This is a genomic window from Pseudomonas sp. Q11 (genome assembly GCF_024494355.1).
GTDB classification, from domain to species: Bacteria; Pseudomonadota; Gammaproteobacteria; order Pseudomonadales; family Pseudomonadaceae; genus Aquipseudomonas; species Aquipseudomonas hefeiensis.
This window is the reverse complement of record NZ_JAKNQY010000032.1, coordinates 41,548-59,776: the sequence shown is the minus strand read 5'-3', so window position 1 is coordinate 59,776 and position 18,229 is coordinate 41,548. Positions and strand designations below refer to the sequence as shown.

General features: G+C 59.1%; 17 protein-coding genes. 15 read left to right on the top strand and 2 right to left on the bottom strand.

What is annotated here, in order from left to right:
* Positions 1-189: 189 nt before the first annotated feature.
* From MA884_RS24945 to MA884_RS24895, 11 genes are all read left to right on the top strand, one after another.
* Complete coding sequence (locus MA884_RS24945) at positions 190-1,044, top strand: MurR/RpiR family transcriptional regulator (protein WP_256233011.1); 855 nt, start codon at positions 190-192, stop codon at positions 1,042-1,044.
* A 2-nt stretch (positions 1,045-1,046) separates the two neighbouring features.
* Positions 1,047-1,691, top strand: coding sequence for an isochorismatase family cysteine hydrolase (locus MA884_RS24940; RefSeq protein ID WP_256233010.1), 645 nt, complete (start codon positions 1,047-1,049; stop codon positions 1,689-1,691).
* Positions 1,688-3,040, top strand: coding sequence for a glutamine synthetase family protein (locus MA884_RS24935; RefSeq protein ID WP_256233009.1), 1,353 nt, complete (start codon positions 1,688-1,690; stop codon positions 3,038-3,040). The genes MA884_RS24940 and MA884_RS24935 overlap by 4 nt, the downstream gene beginning before the upstream one ends.
* Positions 3,024-3,776, top strand: coding sequence for an N-formylglutamate amidohydrolase (locus tag MA884_RS24930; protein ID WP_256233008.1), 753 nt, complete (start codon positions 3,024-3,026; stop codon positions 3,774-3,776). Before MA884_RS24935 ends, MA884_RS24930 begins: the two co-directional genes overlap by 17 nt.
* Positions 3,777-3,852: 76 nt before the next feature.
* Positions 3,853-5,202: an APC family permease gene (locus MA884_RS24925; protein WP_256233007.1), complete on the top strand. Its 1,350-nt coding sequence runs from the start codon at positions 3,853-3,855 to the stop codon at positions 5,200-5,202.
* Between the two features lie 111 nt (positions 5,203-5,313).
* Positions 5,314-6,330 carry an arginine N-succinyltransferase gene (locus tag MA884_RS24920; RefSeq protein ID WP_256233006.1) on the top strand — a complete coding sequence of 339 codons (1,017 nt, stop codon included), beginning with the start codon at positions 5,314-5,316 and terminating at the stop codon, positions 6,328-6,330.
* 61 nt (positions 6,331-6,391) lie between these two features.
* Positions 6,392-7,426, top strand: a complete 1,035-nt coding sequence (astA, locus tag MA884_RS24915) for an arginine N-succinyltransferase (RefSeq protein ID WP_256233005.1) — start codon at positions 6,392-6,394, stop codon at positions 7,424-7,426.
* A gap of 291 nt (positions 7,427-7,717) precedes the next feature.
* Positions 7,718-8,491 carry a hypothetical protein gene (locus tag MA884_RS24910; protein WP_256233004.1) on the top strand — a complete coding sequence of 258 codons (774 nt, stop codon included), beginning with the start codon at positions 7,718-7,720 and terminating at the stop codon, positions 8,489-8,491.
* Entirely contained in the window at positions 8,488-9,147 is a 660-nt protein-coding gene (locus tag MA884_RS24905) for a transposase (protein WP_256233003.1), read from the top strand. Before MA884_RS24910 ends, MA884_RS24905 begins: the two co-directional genes overlap by 4 nt.
* 18 nt (positions 9,148-9,165) lie before the next feature.
* A complete protein-coding gene (locus MA884_RS24900; protein WP_256233002.1) occupies positions 9,166-9,348 on the top strand; it encodes a hypothetical protein in 183 nt (60 codons plus the stop codon).
* A gap of 183 nt (positions 9,349-9,531) precedes the next feature.
* Positions 9,532-10,401, top strand: coding sequence for an oxaloacetate decarboxylase (locus tag MA884_RS24895; protein WP_256233001.1), 870 nt, complete (start codon positions 9,532-9,534; stop codon positions 10,399-10,401).
* Between the two features lie 168 nt (positions 10,402-10,569).
* On the opposite strand, the gene MA884_RS24890 is transcribed toward MA884_RS24895, so the two are convergent.
* A complete protein-coding gene (locus MA884_RS24890) occupies positions 10,570-11,799 on the bottom strand; it encodes an acyl-CoA dehydrogenase (protein WP_256233000.1) in 1,230 nt (409 codons plus the stop codon).
* 177 nt (positions 11,800-11,976) lie between these two features.
* Between MA884_RS24890 and MA884_RS24885 the strand changes: the two genes are divergently transcribed.
* The 3 genes from MA884_RS24885 (at position 11,977) to MA884_RS24875 (ending at position 14,486) form a co-directional block, all read left to right on the top strand.
* Positions 11,977-12,906, top strand: coding sequence for a LysR family transcriptional regulator (locus MA884_RS24885; RefSeq protein WP_256232999.1), 930 nt, complete (start codon positions 11,977-11,979; stop codon positions 12,904-12,906).
* 190 nt (positions 12,907-13,096) lie between these two features.
* Positions 13,097-13,498 (top strand): MerR family DNA-binding transcriptional regulator, encoded by a 402-nt coding sequence (locus MA884_RS24880; RefSeq protein WP_256232998.1) that lies wholly within the window; start codon positions 13,097-13,099, stop codon positions 13,496-13,498.
* Positions 13,499-13,586: 88 nt separating this feature from the next.
* Positions 13,587-14,486, top strand: coding sequence for a hydroxymethylglutaryl-CoA lyase (locus tag MA884_RS24875; protein WP_256232997.1), 900 nt, complete (start codon positions 13,587-13,589; stop codon positions 14,484-14,486).
* Between the two features lie 653 nt (positions 14,487-15,139).
* On the opposite strand, the gene MA884_RS24870 is transcribed toward MA884_RS24875, so the two are convergent.
* Entirely contained in the window at positions 15,140-16,843 is a 1,704-nt protein-coding gene (locus MA884_RS24870; RefSeq protein WP_256232996.1) for an AMP-binding protein, read from the bottom strand.
* Positions 16,844-17,032: 189 nt separating this feature from the next.
* Between MA884_RS24870 and MA884_RS24865 the strand changes: the two genes are divergently transcribed.
* Positions 17,033-18,196, top strand: coding sequence for an isovaleryl-CoA dehydrogenase (locus MA884_RS24865; RefSeq protein WP_256232995.1), 1,164 nt, complete (start codon positions 17,033-17,035; stop codon positions 18,194-18,196).
* Positions 18,197-18,229: the final 33 nt, after the last annotated feature.

Below are 18,229 nucleotides of genomic sequence, written 5' to 3'. Positions count from 1 at the left end.
CTATGTCTTACACCGACAGAGGCATCAGCTGACGTAATGGATCAAGTCCCCGTCCTACAAGGCTTTCGCACAACTTTCGAGCATTTTAAACAGAACGTAAAAACCGCTGGACATGTAGTACCCGTTACATAAATACTATTTTCAGGAGTTATGAAAGAAATCCAACACCCATCCAGGCAAGGAGCACGGATGCCGCCTCTTAGAGACCTGATTACCGATCCCGGCCTGGTTTTGACGCCGTCGGAACGCAAGGTCGTACGGGCCCTGCTTGATCATTATCCGCGCAACGGCCTCGGGCCGATGTCGCGCCTGGCCGATCATGCCGGCGTAAGCGACCCGACTATCGTGCGTCTGGTGAAAAAACTCGGATTTGGCGGTTATGCCGAATTCCAGGATGCGCTGCTCAGTGACATGGACCATCGCCTGCGTTCCCCTCGCACCCTGTTGCAACCGCGGGCCAAATTGCAGCAAGGCGACACCTGGAGCCAGTACCTGGCGACCAGCCAGCGTATCCTCACCGACACCCAGGCCCTGACTCAACCCGAAGACGTGCGCATTCTTGTGCAATGGCTGCTCGACAGCCGGCATCAGGTGCATTGTTTTGGCGGGCGTTTCAGCAGCTTTCTTGCCCAATACCTGCTCAACCACTTGCGCCTGCTGCGTGCCGGCTGTTTTGTCCTGGAAGACAACGCCCAGTTACCCGACCGGTTGTTCGACGTGCAGCGCCAGGACGTGGTGCTGATCTTCGATTATCGTCGCTACCAGGCCCAGGCCCAACGCGTGGCCAGCGCGGCCAAGGAACGCCATGCGCGGGTGGTACTGTTCAGCGACGTCTACACCTCACCGTTACGGGAACTGGCCGACCTGATCATCAGTGCGCCGGTGGAATCGATCTCGGCCTTCGACAGCCTGGTACCGGCGCTGGCCCAGGTCGAAGCGCTTATTGCCTGCCTGACTCTGCAATGCCCTGATCTGGCCGAGCGCCTGGAAGGTATCGACATCTTGCGCACGGAGTTCAACACGCACTTGCTGGAGGAAAAATAAGGATGTTCTCGCTCCCCCACCGCTCCCCCCGGGATTTGCCGTTCACCTGCGACCACACGGCCTTGCTGCTGGTGGACATGCAACGCGCCTGGCTCGAGCCGCAATTCGACGCCCACCTGGCCACGCCCGAGGCCGAGTATTTCATCCGCCGTGCCCGCCAACAGGTAATCCCCAATCAGCAGCGCCTGCTCGATGCGGTGCGTGCGGCGCGGCAAAACGTGTTGCACACCCACATCCAGAGCCTGACCGCCGATGGTCGCGATCGCTCACTGGACCATAAACTGTCGGACATGCACCTGCCCAAAGACAGCCCGCAAGCACAGATCATCGCCGAACTGGCACCGCGGGAAAACGAGATCGTGCTGCCCAAGACGTCTTCGGGGGTCTTTAACTCCACCAACATCGACTACGTGCTGCGCAACCTGCAGACCCGTCATCTGGTCATCGCCGGCATCGTCACCGACCAGTGCGTCGACATGGCCGTGCGCGACGCCGCCGACCGCGGCTATCTGGTCACGCTGGTGGAAGATGCCTGCGCCACTTACAGCGAACAACGCCATCTGGCCTGCCTGAACGCGATCAAAGGCTATTGCTGGATCACCGATACCGACACCGTGCTCGGTCGTTTGCAGGAGATGCAGCCATGAGCCGTCTCGATGCCGCAACGCCCCTGGCCCCACTGCCCGTGTCCACCCTGGTCTGCACCGACCTGATCGGCGTGACCCGCGGCCGCTCGTTCCCCAGTGATGAACTGCCCCACTACGTCGAGGCCGGTTGTGGCTGGGTGCCGGCCAACAGTGCGCTGACGCCCCAGGACATCATCGCATCGGCCAACCCTTGGGGGGCTTATGGTGACCTGCGACTGATCCCGGACCTGTCCAGCCGGGTAACGGTCGACAATGGCCCGGATGCCCAGGCGCCCGCCCTGGATTTCATTCATTGCGATGTGCGGGAAACCGATGGTCGGCCCTGGGCCACTTGCCCTCGCACATTGCTGCACGAGGAAGTGCAACATTATCGCGCCGAGCTGGGCTTGCAGGTGTTCGCCGCGTTCGAGCATGAGTTCAGCCTCAATACCCCCCACCCCCAACCGGATCGCCTGGCCTTCAGTCTCCAGGCCCAGCGCCAGCAAGCCGGGTTTGCCGGATGGTTACTCAGCGCATTGCGAGCAGGCGGCGCCGAACCGGAAATGTTCCTGCCGGAATACGGCAAGCATCAGTATGAAATCACCTGCCGCCCGACCCTGGGCGTGGCCGCCGCCGATCGTGCGGTGAACGTGCGGGAAATCACCCGGGAGATCGCCCGGCAAATGGGCCTGGATGTGAGTTTCGCCCCCAAGACGTCGGAACATGCCGTGTGCAACGGCGTGCATTTGCACATGAGTCTGCAGGACCTGGACGGCGCCCCCGTGCTGCATGATGCTGGCGGCGCCAACGGCCTGTCGGGCCTGGGCCAGTACTGGGCCGCCGGGGTGTTGCACTATCTGCCAGCCCTGTGCGCGATCACCGCGCCGACGCCAGTGTCCTACGAACGCCTGCAACCCCATCACTGGAGCGCGTCCTACGCCTGCCTGGGGCAACGTAACCGCGAAGCGGCGCTGCGCATCTGCCCGACGGTGAGCGTAAGCGGCAAACCGGTGGCGACCCAGTACAACCTGGAATTTCGCGCCATGGATGCCACCGCTTCGCCGCACCTGGCGATGGCGGCACTGTTGATCGCCGGGCGACTGGGCATCGAGCAACGACTGGCGCTCACGGCGGTCACCGATGAAATACCCGATGAATTGAACGAAGAACAACGTCGTGCCCGTGGCATTATCGCCCTGCCGACGACCCTGGCCCAGGCGCTGGACTGCCTGCGCCACAGCGGGGCGCTGTTCGAAGCCCTGCCCGGCCCTCTGGTCGAAACCTATTTAGCCTTGAAGGCCCAGGAGCTGGCCTTGACCCAGGCGCTGTCACCTGCCGAGCTGTGTGAGCACTATGCGCGAATCTATTGAATGTGCTGAATCGGGCCTTTACACCGGGCCGGCCTATCGCTTGATCCGGGAAGACTCCGAACACCCGTTGATCCTGGTGTGCGAACACGCCGACCGCTTCATCCCCCCAGCGTTGAAGGATCTGGGCCTGGATGAGACGGCGGTCCAGGAGCACATTGCCTGGGATATAGGCGCTCTGGCGCTGGCCGAACAACTGTCCGAAACCCTTGGAGCGACCTTGTTGGCGGCGAACTATTCACGGCTGCTGATCGACCTGAACCGTCCGCTTCACGTACCCGACAGCATCCCGCCCCAGAGCGAGATCTACCAGATCCCAGGCAACCAGTCCCTCGATGAAGCCACGCGTGAATATCGCCAGCAGTGCCTGTTCCATCCTTTCCATGATCGACTGCGAGCGTTGATCGACCAGCGCCTGGCTGATAACCGGCCGGTGCGGGTGGTGGGCATCCACAGTTTTACGTCGGTTTTCTATGGCCAGCCGCGCGCCCTGGAAGCGGGCGTGCTGTTCGGCGAAGCCAAGGACTATGCCCAGCGCATCGTCGACGGCCTGAGCCGGCACTCGCTGCGGGTAGCCGGCAACCAGCCGTACAAAATCAACCCTTCGACCGATATGACGGTTCCGGTCCATGGCGATGCACGCGGCCTGGATTCGGTGTTGATCGAAGTGCGCAACGACCTGCTACGCAGCCCGACAGCGGTGCAGACCTGGAGTGCTTACCTGGCGCCGTTGTTGTAGGAAAGCAGCGGCAAGGTTTGAGCGGCAAGCGACAAGCAAGAGCACACCCACACACAGCTGAGAAGGAGAACGGCTCATGAGTATCGAGGAATTTGGCTACAAGCAGGAGTTGAAGCGCAGCCTGTCGCTGACGGACCTGGTGGTGTACGGGATGATTTTCATGATCCCCATTGCACCGTTCGGTGTGTATGGCTACGTAAACGCCGAGGCGCCGGGGATGGTGCCGTTGGCGTACATCATCGGCATGGTGGCGATGCTGTTCACGGCCCTGAGCTACGGCAGCATGGCCAGGGCTTTTCCGGTGGCCGGCTCCGTCTATTCCTACGCGCAACGGGGTCTTAACCCCCACGTGGGCTTCATCGCCGGTTGGCTGATGCTGCTGGACTATCTGCTGATCCCGCCCCTGCTCTATGTCTACGCCGCCATGGCATTGAATCATTTGTACCCGGACATTCCCAAGGTCGGTTTCATTCTCGCATTCCTGGTGAGCGCGACCTTCGTCAACCTGCGGGGCATCACCTTCACCGCACGGATGAACATCATCTTCCTGCTGGCGCAACTGATGGTGCTGGCCATTTTCCTGTTCTACGCCTGGAATGCCTTGCAGGGTGGCGCCGGTAACGGCCAACTGACCCTGGCGCCGCTGTACAGCCCGGAGCGTTTTGATTTCGCGCTGTTGATGCAGGCCGTGTCCATCGCTGTATTGTCGTTCCTGGGCTTCGATGCCATTTCCACCCTGGCCGAAGAGATCAAGAACGATCCGGGGCGCAGCGTGGGCAAGGCGGCGTTGATCACGCTGCTGGTGATGGGGGTGATTTTCGTCGTGCAGACCTGGATTGCCACCGACCTGGCGGCCGGCATGGGCTTCAAATCCGCCGATACCGCGTTTTATGAAATTGCCGAATTGGCTGCCGGCAGTTGGCTGGCCACTTTGACCGCTGTTGCCACGGCGCTGGCCTGGGGCGTGGCCGTGGCAATCACCTCGCAAGCAGCGGTGTCGCGCCTGTTGTTCGGCATGGCCCGGGACGGCAAGTTGCCCAAAGTACTGGCCAAGGTCCATCCGAAACACAACACCCCGTACCTGAGTATCTATCTGGTAGCGGTGCTGTCGATGATGATCTGCTACCTGTTCATCAATGCCGTGGACACCTTGACTTCCCTGGTCAATTTCGGCGCCTTGAGCGGCTTCATGTTGTTGCATATCACCGTGATCAACCATCATTGGCGCCGCCAACGGTCCGGCCAGGTGATTCGCCACCTGATCTGCCCATTGGTCGGTTTCGGCATCGTCGCGGCCATCATGTACAACATGGGCGTGGAGGCGCAGAAGCTCGGTCTGATATGGATTGCCGCGGGCCTGGTCTATCTGGCCGTGCTCAATAAGTTCGGCACCGCTACCGCCCTGCCTGACCCTGCGGGACAGTGAGGATCGGCGGTCGAAGGGGTTCGACCAGCCGTCGTCACAATGCGTGGACATCGACAGTGATCGTCAAGCCCGGTGCAAGTCACCGGGCTCTTTGGAGAAGGAGTGCATTCCATGCTGGCTTTACGTCCAGTTCAATTAAGCGATCTGCCGCAATTGCAGCAACTGGCCCGTGACAGCCTGGTGGGCGTCACATCGCTTCCCGACGACACCGGGCGCCTGAGGGAGAAAATCCTCGATTCGTGTGCCTCATTCGAGACCGATGTGCAAAGTCCGGGTGCAGAGAATTACTTCTTCGTCCTGGAGGACCTGGCATCCGGGCGATTGACCGGCTGTTCCGAGATTCTCGCCAGCACCGGCTGCAACGAGCCGTTCTACAGCCTGCGCCACCGACCGTTTACCAGCGAGTCCCGGGAACTGAACATCCAGCACGGCGTACCCGCGCTGTCGCTGTGCCAGGACCTCAACGGCCAGACGCTGCTACGCGGTTTTCACATCGACGCCGAACGTGTGTGCACGCCGGAGTCGGAGCTGCTGTCCCGGGCCCGACTGATGTTCATCGCCGCTCATCCGCACCGTTTTGCCGAATCAGTGATCACTGAAATCGTTGGCTTCAGCAGCGATGACGGTCAGTCGCCGTTCTGGGATGCCGTCGGCCAGCATTTTTTCGACCTGCCCTACGCCGAAGCCGAACGCTTGTGCGGCCTGCAGAGCCGCACCTTTCTCGCCGAACTGATGCCGCAATACCCCATCTATGTGCCCATGCTGTCCCAGGCGGCCCAAGCCTGTATCGGCCGGGTGCACCCCGATGGCCAGGAGGCCTTCGACATCCTGGAGCGCGAGGGTTTCGAAACCAACAGCTACGTGGATATTTTCGACGGCGGGCCGACACTGCATGCTCGTCTGCCGAACATCCGCTCCATCGCCGAAAGCCGCATAGCCAAGGCCCGGCACTGCCCATACAGTGAGGTCGGCGGCCGTTTTCTGCTGAGCAACGATGGCCTTGGGAATTACCGGGCCATCGTGGCCGAGCTTGACTTCATTGCCGAAGACACCGTGCCCCTGACCTCGCAGATGCTGGCCGCGCTGGACATCACGGACGGCGAACAGATCCGGGTGGTCGCGTTATGAACCTCACTCGCCCCCTTGTCTGGCATCCGCGCCCCGACTGGCACGATGAAGGAGCTGCATCATGATTGTCCGCCCGGTCGCTCTGACGGACCTGCCTGCGTTGCTGGACCTGGCCCATTGCGCGGGTCCTGGATTCACCAGCCTGCCGGCCAACGAAGAACGCCTGGCCCACCGTGTGCGCTGGGCCCAGCGCACCTTCGCCGGGCAAGTCGAGCGCGCTGATGCCGATTACCTGTTCGTGCTTGAGGACGATGATCGACAAGTGGTCGGTATCAGCGCCCTGACCGGGGCGGTCGGGCTGCGTGAGCCTTGGTACAACTATCGGGTCGGGGTCACCGTCAGCTCGGCGCCTGAACTGGGCATCCAGCGGCAGATACCAACGCTGTTTCTCAACAATGAGATGACCGGGCAATCGGAGATCTGCTCGTTGTTCCTGCACCCCGAACAACGCCGCGGCCATAACGGGCGCCTGCTGTCCCTGGCGCGCTTGCTGTTCGTGGCCGAGTTTTCCCAGCTGTTCGGTGAAAAACTGATCGCCGAATTACGAGGGCACGCCGACGAGCACGGCTGCTCACCGTTCTGGGACAGCCTGGGCCGGCACTTCTTCAAGAAAGACTTCAGCTACGCCGACCAGCTGTCCGGCATGGGCAACAAATCGTTCATCGCCGAGCTGATGCCGCGCCAACCCCTGTACACCTGCCTGCTCACCGAGCAGGCCCAGGCCGTGATCGGCAGGGCCCACCCGAACACTGAGCCGGCCATGAAGATCCTTGGCGCCGAAGGGTTTGCCCATAAAGGCTACATTGACATCTTCGATGGCGGCCCGGTGATCGAGGCGCCGGTAGCGGATATCCGGACCGTGCGCGACAGCCAGTCGCTGACTCTGGAAATTGGCAACCCGGACGACCAGGCACAGGTCTGGCTGATCCATAACCGACGGCTGGAAAGCTGCCGCGTCACCAGTGCCCGGGCACACCAGCACGGCCACAGCCTACTGGTGGACCGTCTCACCGCCAAACGCCTGCAGGTGCAACCGGGTGACACGGTGCGCGCCGTGGCGTTGCTTAAACAGGGGCGGCAGGCGGTGGCGGCGTAGACCTCGTTCGAGGTTCGAGCACAAATACCGCGTCCACTGGCACGCGTTAACCTCCGACCATTTGCCTGCACCTTGGTCACCTCAATCATTGCTTACAACTTGTCGAGTTCCTCCTCAATCCCTCGCGTAACGTGAGAGCCATGCTGTGATCTATCCACACTAACGCCCTACGCTGCTGAGACGATTATAGAGGCGCGCTGGATAGTAATACTTGCCGACAATTCCATAATTGCCTCTCCCCCACACAAAACCCATACTTTCAAACACCGACCCACTGCCACGACTACGTTCATGCTCAATAATCTAATTGCCACAAAACTACCGCCGGAATACATAGCGGAGAAAATAAAAACATTAGACATGACAACAGAAATCAATCAACTGACCACTCACCTGGGTATTCAATCAACATTTGCCACAGCGCAATCCCGACGAGCGGCCATCATGAACATCACCAACCTGCACACAGGCACCATTACATTACACCGCACCAGCATTGGCAATATAAGCATCAAAGCACTTACAACCGAAACAGACTCATCGCCTCTGTACTCGGTGCCCGGGCAAAGCATCGTATTCGCTGTCGACCGCCCTTTCAAAGTTCAGCGTTATACCCTGAGTACGCATCAACTCGAAAAAAGCGATGTGGTGATCATCGACAAAAAAAACCCGCTGATCATTGATGGCAGCCGAACCGTATTTGACTACTTGCCGTTGGGCCCGGAGTCCGGTGGTTTGATGGGCAGGATCAACTGGCCAGACAGAGGTACAGACATCAGCGTGTTTCATCGTGTCTCATTGCGCAAAGTTGCCTGGCTGCCTCACGACGAAAGTGCTGCCCGGTATCTGGTGAGTCTTGAGTTACTCGAAACGATTCAGGACCCCGAGAGGACCAGGGTTGCGGAGGAGCTGGTCTATCACTACCACCCCGCCGTGGTGTGGAAAGCCTTTCAGGTACTTTATCAGGCCGACCCACAGATCGCATTGAGCTACGTCCCGCTCCTGAAAAAACGCCAGGACACGCGACTGGACAATTTACTTTCTCCGCTGGAGAAGGCGGCATGAATCTGGACACCTTTGTCGAGCGCCTGGAAACTTATGACATGCAACGAGACAAACGCAAAATCATTGCGGACTTGCGTCAACTGGCGACCAACCGTTCTTTATTGAGCAACCATCTGTATGCGACGATCCAGCAGCACGGTTTTGTTCCACGCAACAGTCTCTACCATGCCTATGCATTTGTACTGCACAGCAATAATCTATTTACCCTTCGACTGGGATTCTGGTCGCCAGTGCAAACCCAGGATGAGAGCGAAACTTTCATCTACAACCTGAATCACAACCATGACTTTGAAATGTATGCAGTCGGTTATAGCGGCGAGGGCTACACCACGATCATACGTGAAATACTCGATGACTTGCCACTGCAAGCGGGCAAAACACCCCGACTGGGCAAAGAACGAATACTTAAACTTGCGCCTGGTGAAGTTCTGCACATGCCTGCACTTCGGGAAGTCCATAAACAAATCGCACCGCACACCATGTCCGCATCGCTGAGTTTGCTTATTCACCCCGAACAACCGACCAAAACCGACGAGGCCTGGTGCTTCGATAATAATTACACACCCCTTTACCCCGGCATCGCTACACAGGAGGTAGCGCTGTTTAACGACACACTGTCATTGCTAAACCCCGAGCAGTCTTTCTCTGCCCGGTAACAAAAGAAGGAGAAAACCATGAATAACCTGATGAAAAACTGGACTGAAGTACCCTTACTGCGGGCAGGTAGCCATGTGATCGATACCTCAACGCAGCTGGAGAACGAAATCTACTGCACGATTCCTGGCCTCCCGACTCGTTACAACGTCGGCAACATCCATGAAATCAAGCAGATCTGGAGCGTACCGATCAAGGACTGACCGCCCACCGGATGATGGCATTTTTGCCAGGCTGCAAACCTTCAGGTCTGCAGCCCCTGTATTCGACGCAAGCATCGCCCATGCACATTCGTCATCATCTTTGAGCCTTGCGCGTGATAGCCTTTGGATCTTTCGGCGTTGACACTTTTGCTCAAGCCTTTCCATTCCAATGGTGGAACTCATATGCCCAGGCTTTCCCATCAAGACTTGCGTCGCAACTTTCGCCAACTGCTGGCTAGCGATACCTGCTACCACACCGCCTCGGTGTTTGACCCGATGTCAGCGCGCATCGCCGCCGACCTGGGTTTTGAAGTAGGGATACTGGGAGGTTCGGTCGCGTCGCTGCAAGTGCTGGGGGCGCCGGACTTTGCCCTCATTACACTCAGCGAATTCGCCGAGCAGGCCACCCGCATTGGCCGCGTAGCCCAACTGCCGGTGATTGCCGACGCCGATCACGGCTATGGCAACGCCCTGAACGTGATGCGTACCATCATCGAACTCGAACGCGCCGGCGTGGCGGCTCTGACCATCGAAGACACGCTGCTGCCGGCCCAGTTTGGCCGTAAATCCACCGACCTGATCGGCGTAGCCGAAGGCGTCGGCAAGATTCGCGCAGCGCTGGAAGCCCGGGTCGACCCGGAAATGGCGATCATTGCCCGCACCAACGCCGGGATCTTGCCGGTCCAGGAAATCATCAGTCGCACCCAGCAGTATGAACGTGCCGGCGCCGACGGGATTTGCATGGTGGGTGTACAGGACTTCGACCACCTGGCGCAGATCAGCGAAAACCTGAGCGTGCCGTTGATGCTCGTCACCTATGGCAATCCGTTGCTGCGTGACGACAAACGCCTGGCAGAGCTCGGCGTGCGCGTCACCATTGATGGTCACGGTGCCTACTTCGCCGCGATCAAGGCCACCTATGACAGCCTTCGCGAGCAGCGGCAGATCTTCACCCAAGCGTCGGATCTGAGCGCCACCGAGCTGACCCACACTTACACCCAGCCCGAGGATTACATCCGTTGGGCCGAGGAGTACATGAGCGTCAAGGAGTAAGGGAACTCGCTCCCACAGGATGAACCTGTGGGAGCAAAGCTTGCTCGCGATGACGGCGGCGCCTTCTACATTGATGCAAGCTGACACACCGCTATCGCGAGCAAGCTTTGCTCCCACAGAGGCTCGTGGCGGGCTTTGCTCCTACAAAGGCTCGTGGTGGATGACCTCTCAGCGCCCGCTACGCAACATTTCCTTGGGTACGTACTTGCCGATTTCGAACTTGCCGATGGCGGCGCGGTGCACTTCATCCGGGCCGTCGGCCAGGCGCAGGGTGCGTTGCATGGCGTACATGTAGGCCAGCGGGAAATCGTTGGAAACCCCCGCGCCGCCATGAATCTGGATTGCCCGGTCGATGACCTTCAGGGCCACGTTCGGCGCAACGACCTTGATCTGGGCAATCTCACTCTTGGCGACCTTATTACCGACGGTGTCCATCATGTACGCCGCTTTCAAGGTCAGCAGGCGCGCCATGTCGATTTCCATCCGTGAGTCGGCGATCTTGTCGACGTTACCGCCCAGGCGCGCCAACGGCTGGCCGAAGGCGGTGCGGCTGACGGCACGCTTGCACATCAACTCCAATGCACGCTCGGCCATGCCGATGGAACGCATGCAATGGTGGATCCGGCCCGGGCCGAGGCGACCCTGGGCAATTTCAAAGCCGCGCCCTTCGCCCAGCAAGACGTTTTCGTATGGCACCCGCACATTATCGAACAGCACTTCGGCGTGGCCGTGGGGCGCGTCGTCGTAGCCGAACACCGGCAGCGGACGTACGATTTTTACCCCTGGCGTGTCCACCGGCACCAAAATCATCGAGTGCTGAGCATGGCGCGGCGCATCGGGGTTGCTCAGGCCCATGAAGATCAGAATCTTGCAGCGCGGATCACAGGCCCCTGAGGTCCACCACTTCTTGCCGTTGATCACCCACTCGTCGCCATCGCGCTCGGCGCGGGCGGCCATGTTGGTGGCGTCAGAAGAAGCAACGTCCGGCTCGGTCATGGCGAAGGCCGAGCGGATCTCGCCGCGCAGCAGCGGTTCCAGCCAGCGTTGTTTTTGTTCTTCATTGGCGTAACGCACCAGCACTTCCATGTTGCCGGTGTCCGGCGCCGAGCAGTTGAACGGCTCCGGCCCCAGCAAAGAACGGCCCATGATCTCTGCCAACGGCGCGTATTCGAGGTTGGTCAGGCCAGCGCCCAACTCAGACTCGGGCAGGAACAGATTCCACAACCCCTCGGCTTTGGCCTTGGTCTTGAGCTCTTCCATGATGGCGGTGGGCTGCCAGCGATCGCCTTCGGCCACTTGCCGTTCGAACACGGCTTCGGCCGGGTATACGTAGGCGTCCATGAACGCGGTGACACGTTCACGCAATTCCTGAACCTTCGGGGAATACGCAAAATCCATGAGAAGCACCTTCTTGGCAGAGGTTGTTTTAGGTCATGAAATCGATGCTAGTTCAGCTACGAAAATTTACCTAACCTATTCTCGGCGTGTATTAACATTCATCACCGATATATGGTTCACTGATTTGCATCGCCACCCGGCACCTCACAACAAGCCCAAGAACAAGAGTGCAGCGCCATGAATCTGAGCAAGGTCGACCTCAACCTTTTTATCGTTTTTGACGCGATCTACACCGAAGCCAACCTGACCCGCGCCGGGCAGATTGTCGGCATCACTCAGCCGGCGGTGTCCAATGCCCTGGCGCGTTTGCGCGAGACCTTCAATGACCCGCTGTTCGTGCGCACGGCCCAGGGCATGGTGCCCACGCCCATGGCCCAGAACATCATTGGCCCGGTGCGCAATGCGTTATCGTTGCTGCGGGTGTCGGTGCAGGAAAGCCGGATTTTCAACCCGCTGCAAGCGGTCAAGACCTACCGCATCAGCATGACCGACCTCACCGAAGGCGTGATTTTGCCGCCGCTGTTCCAACGCCTGCGACGCCTGGCGCCGACCGTGGCCATCGAAAGTTTCCTGTCCAAACGCCGCGAAACCACCAAGGAACTGGCCGCCGGGCGCCTCGACTTCGCCGTCGACGCGCCACTCAATACCGACCCGCAAGTGCGCCACGTCAAGCTGATGGAAGACCGTTATGTATGCGCCATGCGCAAGGGGCACCCACTGGCGGGCAAGGAAAAAATCAGCCTCGATGATTACCTCGCCCAGACTCATGTGCATATTTCCAGCCGCCGCAACGGCCTGGGTTATGTCGACCTGGCCCTGGGCAAGATGGGCATCCAGCGCAAGATCGCCCTACGCTCCCAGCATTACTTGATGGCGTCCCAGGTGTTGCAGCAGACCGACATGGTCATGACCGTGCCCGAGCGCTTTGCCCGTCGTCACGATTTGCATGCCTTCGTATTGCCGGTCAACGATGTGCCCCCCGTGGAAACCCATCTCTACTGGCATGAAAGCACCGACCAGGACCCAGCCAACCGCTGGATGCGCGAACAGATGATCGAGCTGTGCCAGCAGGTGACGGCTCATGAGAAGAAGCTCGACAAGGCTTAGGAAATCCCATGTGGGAGCGAGCCTGCTCGCGATAGCGCTGGGTCAGTCAGCATAGATGCTGACAGGTATATCGCTATCGCGAGCAGGCTCGCTCCCACAGGTGGTGTGTCTGCATTGAGACCTCATTGCTTGACGCGAACGTCAACCTGCCATTAGCTTAGCGCCAGCCCCTTTCGTTTCGAGCGCTTCCATGAGCAGCCAGACCTACAGCATCTCCGACCTCGCCCGCGAGCTGGATATCACGACCCGGGCCATCCGTTTCTATGAAGAGCAAGGCCTGCTGAGTCCGGAGCGACGTGGCCAGGAACGCATTTATTCGCCTCGGGATAAAGTCAGCCTGAAGCTGATCCTGCGGGGCAAGCGCATCGGCTTTTCCCTGGCCGAGTGCCGTGAACTGATCGAACTCTACGACCCCACCAGCGGCAATCAGAAACAGCTGCACAGCATGCTGGCGAAAATCACCGAGCGTCGGGAGCAACTTGAACAGCAACTGCTGGACATCGAACAGATGAAGCTGGAACTCGACACCGCCGAAGAACGTTGCATCCAGGCCCTGGAGCAGACGATCAAAGGCCAGGAAACCTTGCAGTAATACTCTCCCTGTGGGAGCGAGCCTGCTCGCTCCCACAGGAAATCATCGTCATCCTCTTGATACTGGCAGCCCACTACAGGTCAATCCCATGTCCCTTCCCTCCTTTGTACGCCTGATTGAAGTCGGCCCTCGCGACGGCCTGCAGAATGAAGCACAACCCATCAGTGTCGCCGACAAGGTGCGCCTGGTGGATGCCCTGAGCGCCGCCGGCCTGGGTTATATCGAAGTCGGCAGTTTTGTCTCGCCCAAGTGGGTGCCGCAAATGGCCGGCTCCGCCGAGGTGTTCGCGCAGATCCAGCGCAAGCCCGGCGTCACCTATGCCGCCCTGGCGCCGAACCTGCGGGGTTTTGAAGACGCGCTGGCGGCCGGCGTTAAAGAGGTTGCCGTGTTTGCCGCCGCGTCCGAAGCATTCTCCCAGCGCAACATCAACTGCTCCATCAAGGAAAGCCTTGAGCGCTTCGTGCCGATCATGGAGGCCGCCCGGCAGAACGGTATCAGCGTGCGCGGTTACGTCTCCTGCGTGCTGGGCTGTCCGTACGAAGGTGCGGTCAAGCCCGAACAAGTGGCGTGGGTTGCCCGCGAACTGTACGCAATGGGCTGCTACGAGGTGTCCTTGGGGGACACTATTGGCACCGGCACCGCTGGCGCCACACGCAAAATGTTCGAAGTGGTTTCGGCTGAAGTGCCCAGGGACAAGCTCGCCGGGCACTTCCACGATACCTATGGCCAAGCCATGGCCAACGTCTACGCCAGTCTGCTGGAAGGCATCGCCGTGTTCGACAGCTCTATCGCAGGCCTGGGCGGTTGCCCGTATGCCAAGGGCGCCAGCGGTAACGTTGCCACCGAAGACGTGGTGTACCTGCTCAATGGCCTGGGCATTGAAACCGGCGTCGACCTGGACGCACTGATGGGTGCTGGCCGGCAGATCTGTGACGTGCTGGGTCGCCCTACCGGTTCGCGGGTAGCCAAGGCGCGCGCCGCACATTGAGGTGTTACCGCTCCAGGGTGTAACAGCTACGAAACGAGTAACACGGAAACAATTTGTCGGGTTTGGACTGTCGGTTATTTCATACAAAAAAGATAACTAGCTGATTTATAAGTACTTTTTAAAAGTTGGCACGACCCCTGCTATATCATTGGCATAACAAAAATAAAAAATGCGACACACCCAATAAAAACAAGACGAAACGACTCTGACATAACAAAAACAACACGGCAGAGGCGCAGCTAACAGATTTTTTTGGAGAAGATGGGCTTTTCAGGGTGCTTTCAGGAGCAACCCGCAACCGGGCAGAGAACAATAAAACTACCTTCAGGTAGCCCCCGAATCGGTTGGATCGCGAAGCGAAAAAGCAGATCAGCGCTCAAAAAAATACGTTTGCTCTTGATCCCGGATGGGGATCACCAAAACAGCGGTAAAGGGTCACGGCTACTAAAAACAACAATAGGCCGCCCCTCAATAATAAAAAAAGAGCACGTAACGACAAAATTAAAGGGGAGCTTCGGCTCCCCTTTGTGCTGTCTGGCATTTGGGTTTTTCTTGTGGAAGCGGGCTTGCTCACGAAGACGGCGGCATCGTCAACATTTATGTCGCTCGGCACAGCGCTTTCGCGAGCAAGCCCGCTCCCACAGGGATCTTGTTCAGCCTTCTTTATCGCGATCACGCAGTTCTTCGATGCTGATTTCGCGCATGCGGAACTTCTGGATCTTGCCGGTCACGGTCATCGGGAACTGTTCGACGAATTTGAAATGACGCGGCGTCTTGAAGTGGGCAATGCGCTCCTTGCACCAGGCTTGCAACGCTTGCTCGGTGGCGTTGTGGCCGGGATGGAACTTGATCCAGGCAACGATTTCTTCCCCGTAGCGCGAGCACGGGATGCCGATCACTTGCACGTCAGCGACTGCGGGGTGAGTGAAGAAAAACTCTTCCAGCTCTCGCGGGTAAATGTTCTCACCGCCACGAATGATCATGTCCTTGTTGCGCCCCACGATGCAGACGTAACCCTGTTCGTCCATGGTCGCCAGGTCACCGGTGTGCATCCAGCCGTCCCGATCGATGGCGTCGGCGGTGCCCTTAGGGTTGTCCCAGTAACCGAGCATCACGCTGTAGCCACGGGTACACAACTCGCCGATGGTGCCACGGGGAACGATATTGCCGGCCTCGTCGACGATCTTGCTTTCCAACTGCGGCTGGGTGCGACCGACGGTGGTGACGCGCAACTCCAGTTCGTCTGAAGGACCGGTCTGCAATGACACCGGGCTGGTTTCCGTCATACCGTAGGCAATCTGCACTTCGGCCATGTGCATCTCGCTGATGACTCGGCGCATCACCTCAATGGGGCAAGTGGCCCCGGCCATGATCCCGGTGCGCAAGCTGGACAAATCAAAATCGCCTCGTTGTGGCTGGTCGAGCATGGCGATGAACATGGTGGGCACGCCATACAGCGCCGTGGCTTTTTCTTCGGCCACGGTCCGCAGGGTCTGCAACGGATCAAAGGCGTCGTTGGGGTAGATCATGGTGCTGCCATGGGTCATACAGCCCAGGTTGCCCATGACCATGCCGAAACAATGGTAGAGCGGGACCGGAATCACCAGCCGGTCGCTGGCCGTCAGACCCAGGCTTTCGCCGACCATGTAACCGTTGTTGAGGATGTTGTGATGACTGAGGGTCGCGCCCTTGGGGAACCCGGTGGTGCCGGAGGTGTACTGGATATTCACGGGTTGATCATGGTGCAGGCTGGTCTGGCGCTCGACCAGTTGCGCAGGCAAAACCGCAGCGCCAAGGGCTGCCAGTTGCGACCAGGGCAAAAAGCCTGACGGTGGTTGAGCATCCAGACTGATCACGCCTCGTAGATCCGGCAAACGCTCACTGTGCAACTGACCGATCGATTGCTCCGCCAACTCCGGCGCGAGCGCTTGCAACATAGCGTGATAATCCGAGGTTTTGAACGCTGCGGCGCAGACCAGCCATTGGCAACCTGACTGCTTGAGTACGTATTCAAGCTCGGAACTGCGATACGCCGGGTTGATGTTGACCAGAATGACACCGATCTTCGCACTGGCGACCTGGCTGATGCACCACTGAGCACAGTTGGGGGCCCACACGCCAAGACGGTCGCCGGCTTTCAAGCCCAGCGCCAACAGGGCTCGGGCATGCAAGTCGACGGCTTCGGCCAGTTGCCGCCAGGTATAACGCAGCGATTGGTGGCGAACCACCAGCGCCTCGCCATCGGGATACCGGGCCACAGTCTGATCGAAGGCTTCGCCGATGGTGTGCGCCAGTAGAGGCTTGTCCTGGGAGCCGCGGGTGTAGCTGAGCTGCAATTGCGAACCGGGTTGATCCATGATGACCCCTCTTGTCTTTATTAGTGGGTGTATCGGTGAACCTGTTGACGCGAGCGCACTTACTTTGGCTCAAGTTGACGTTAACGTAAAGGGCGATTGACAGGCATTCGCCGCAGGCTTACGTTAACGTAAAGGTGAGAGTCAATACTGCCCCTCTCCACACCCGACAAAAAAGCCAAAAGGTGCCCCATGAGCTACCCATCCCTGAACTTTGCCCTCGGCGAAACCATCGACATGCTCCGTGATCAGGTGCAGGCCTTCGTCAAAGCTGAGCTGGCGCCACGGGCGGCACAGATAGACATCGACAACCTGTTCCCCGCCGACATGTGGCGCAAATTCGGCGACATGGGCCTGCTGGGCATTACCGTACCGGAAGAATATGGCGGTGCCGGTCTTGGCTACCTGGCCCACGTGGTGACAATGGAAGAAATCAGCCGCGGCTCGGCCTCGGTCGCCCTCTCCTACGGCGCCCATTCCAACCTCTGCGTCAACCAGATCAACCGCAACGGCAATCACGAACAGAAAACCAAGTACCTGCCCAAGCTGATCAGCGGCGAGCACATCGGCGCCCTGGCCATGAGCGAACCCAACGCCGGCTCCGACGTAGTGTCGATGAAGCTGCGGGCCGATAAGCGCGGCGACCACTACGTGCTCAATGGCAGCAAGACCTGGATCACCAATGGCCCCGACGCCAACACTTACGTGATCTATGCCAAGACCGATCTGGAGAAAGGCCCCCACGGCATCACCGCCTTCATCGTCGAGCGCGACTGGAAAGGCTTCAGTCGCAGCAACAAATTCGACAAGCTCGGCATGCGCGGCTCCAACACCTGCGAGTTGTTTTTCGATGACGTCGAAGTCCCGGAAGAAAACATCCTCGGCGTGCTCAACGGCGGTGTGAAAGTGTTGATGAGCGGCCTCGATTACGAGCGCGTCGTGCTTTCGGGCGGACCCACCGGGATCATGCAGGCCTGCATGGACCTGATCGTGCCGTACATCCACGACCGCAAGCAATTCGGCCAAAGCATCGGCGAATTCCAGCTGATCCAGGGCAAAGTCGCGGACATGTACACCCAACTCAACGCCAGCCGCGCCTACCTGTACGCCGTGGCCCAAGCCTGCGAGCGCGGCGAAACCACTCGCAAGGACGCCGCCGGGGTGATCCTCTACAGCGCTGAACGCGCCACGCAGATGGCCCTCGACGCGATCCAGATTCTGGGTGGTAACGGCTACATCAATGAATTCCCCGCCGGCCGCCTGCTGCGTGACGCCAAGCTGTACGAAATCGGTGCTGGTACCAGTGAGATTCGTCGGATGTTGATCGGTCGTGAACTGTTCAACGAAACGAAATGAATTTCGTCAGCTACAAGCGACAAGCTTAAAGCA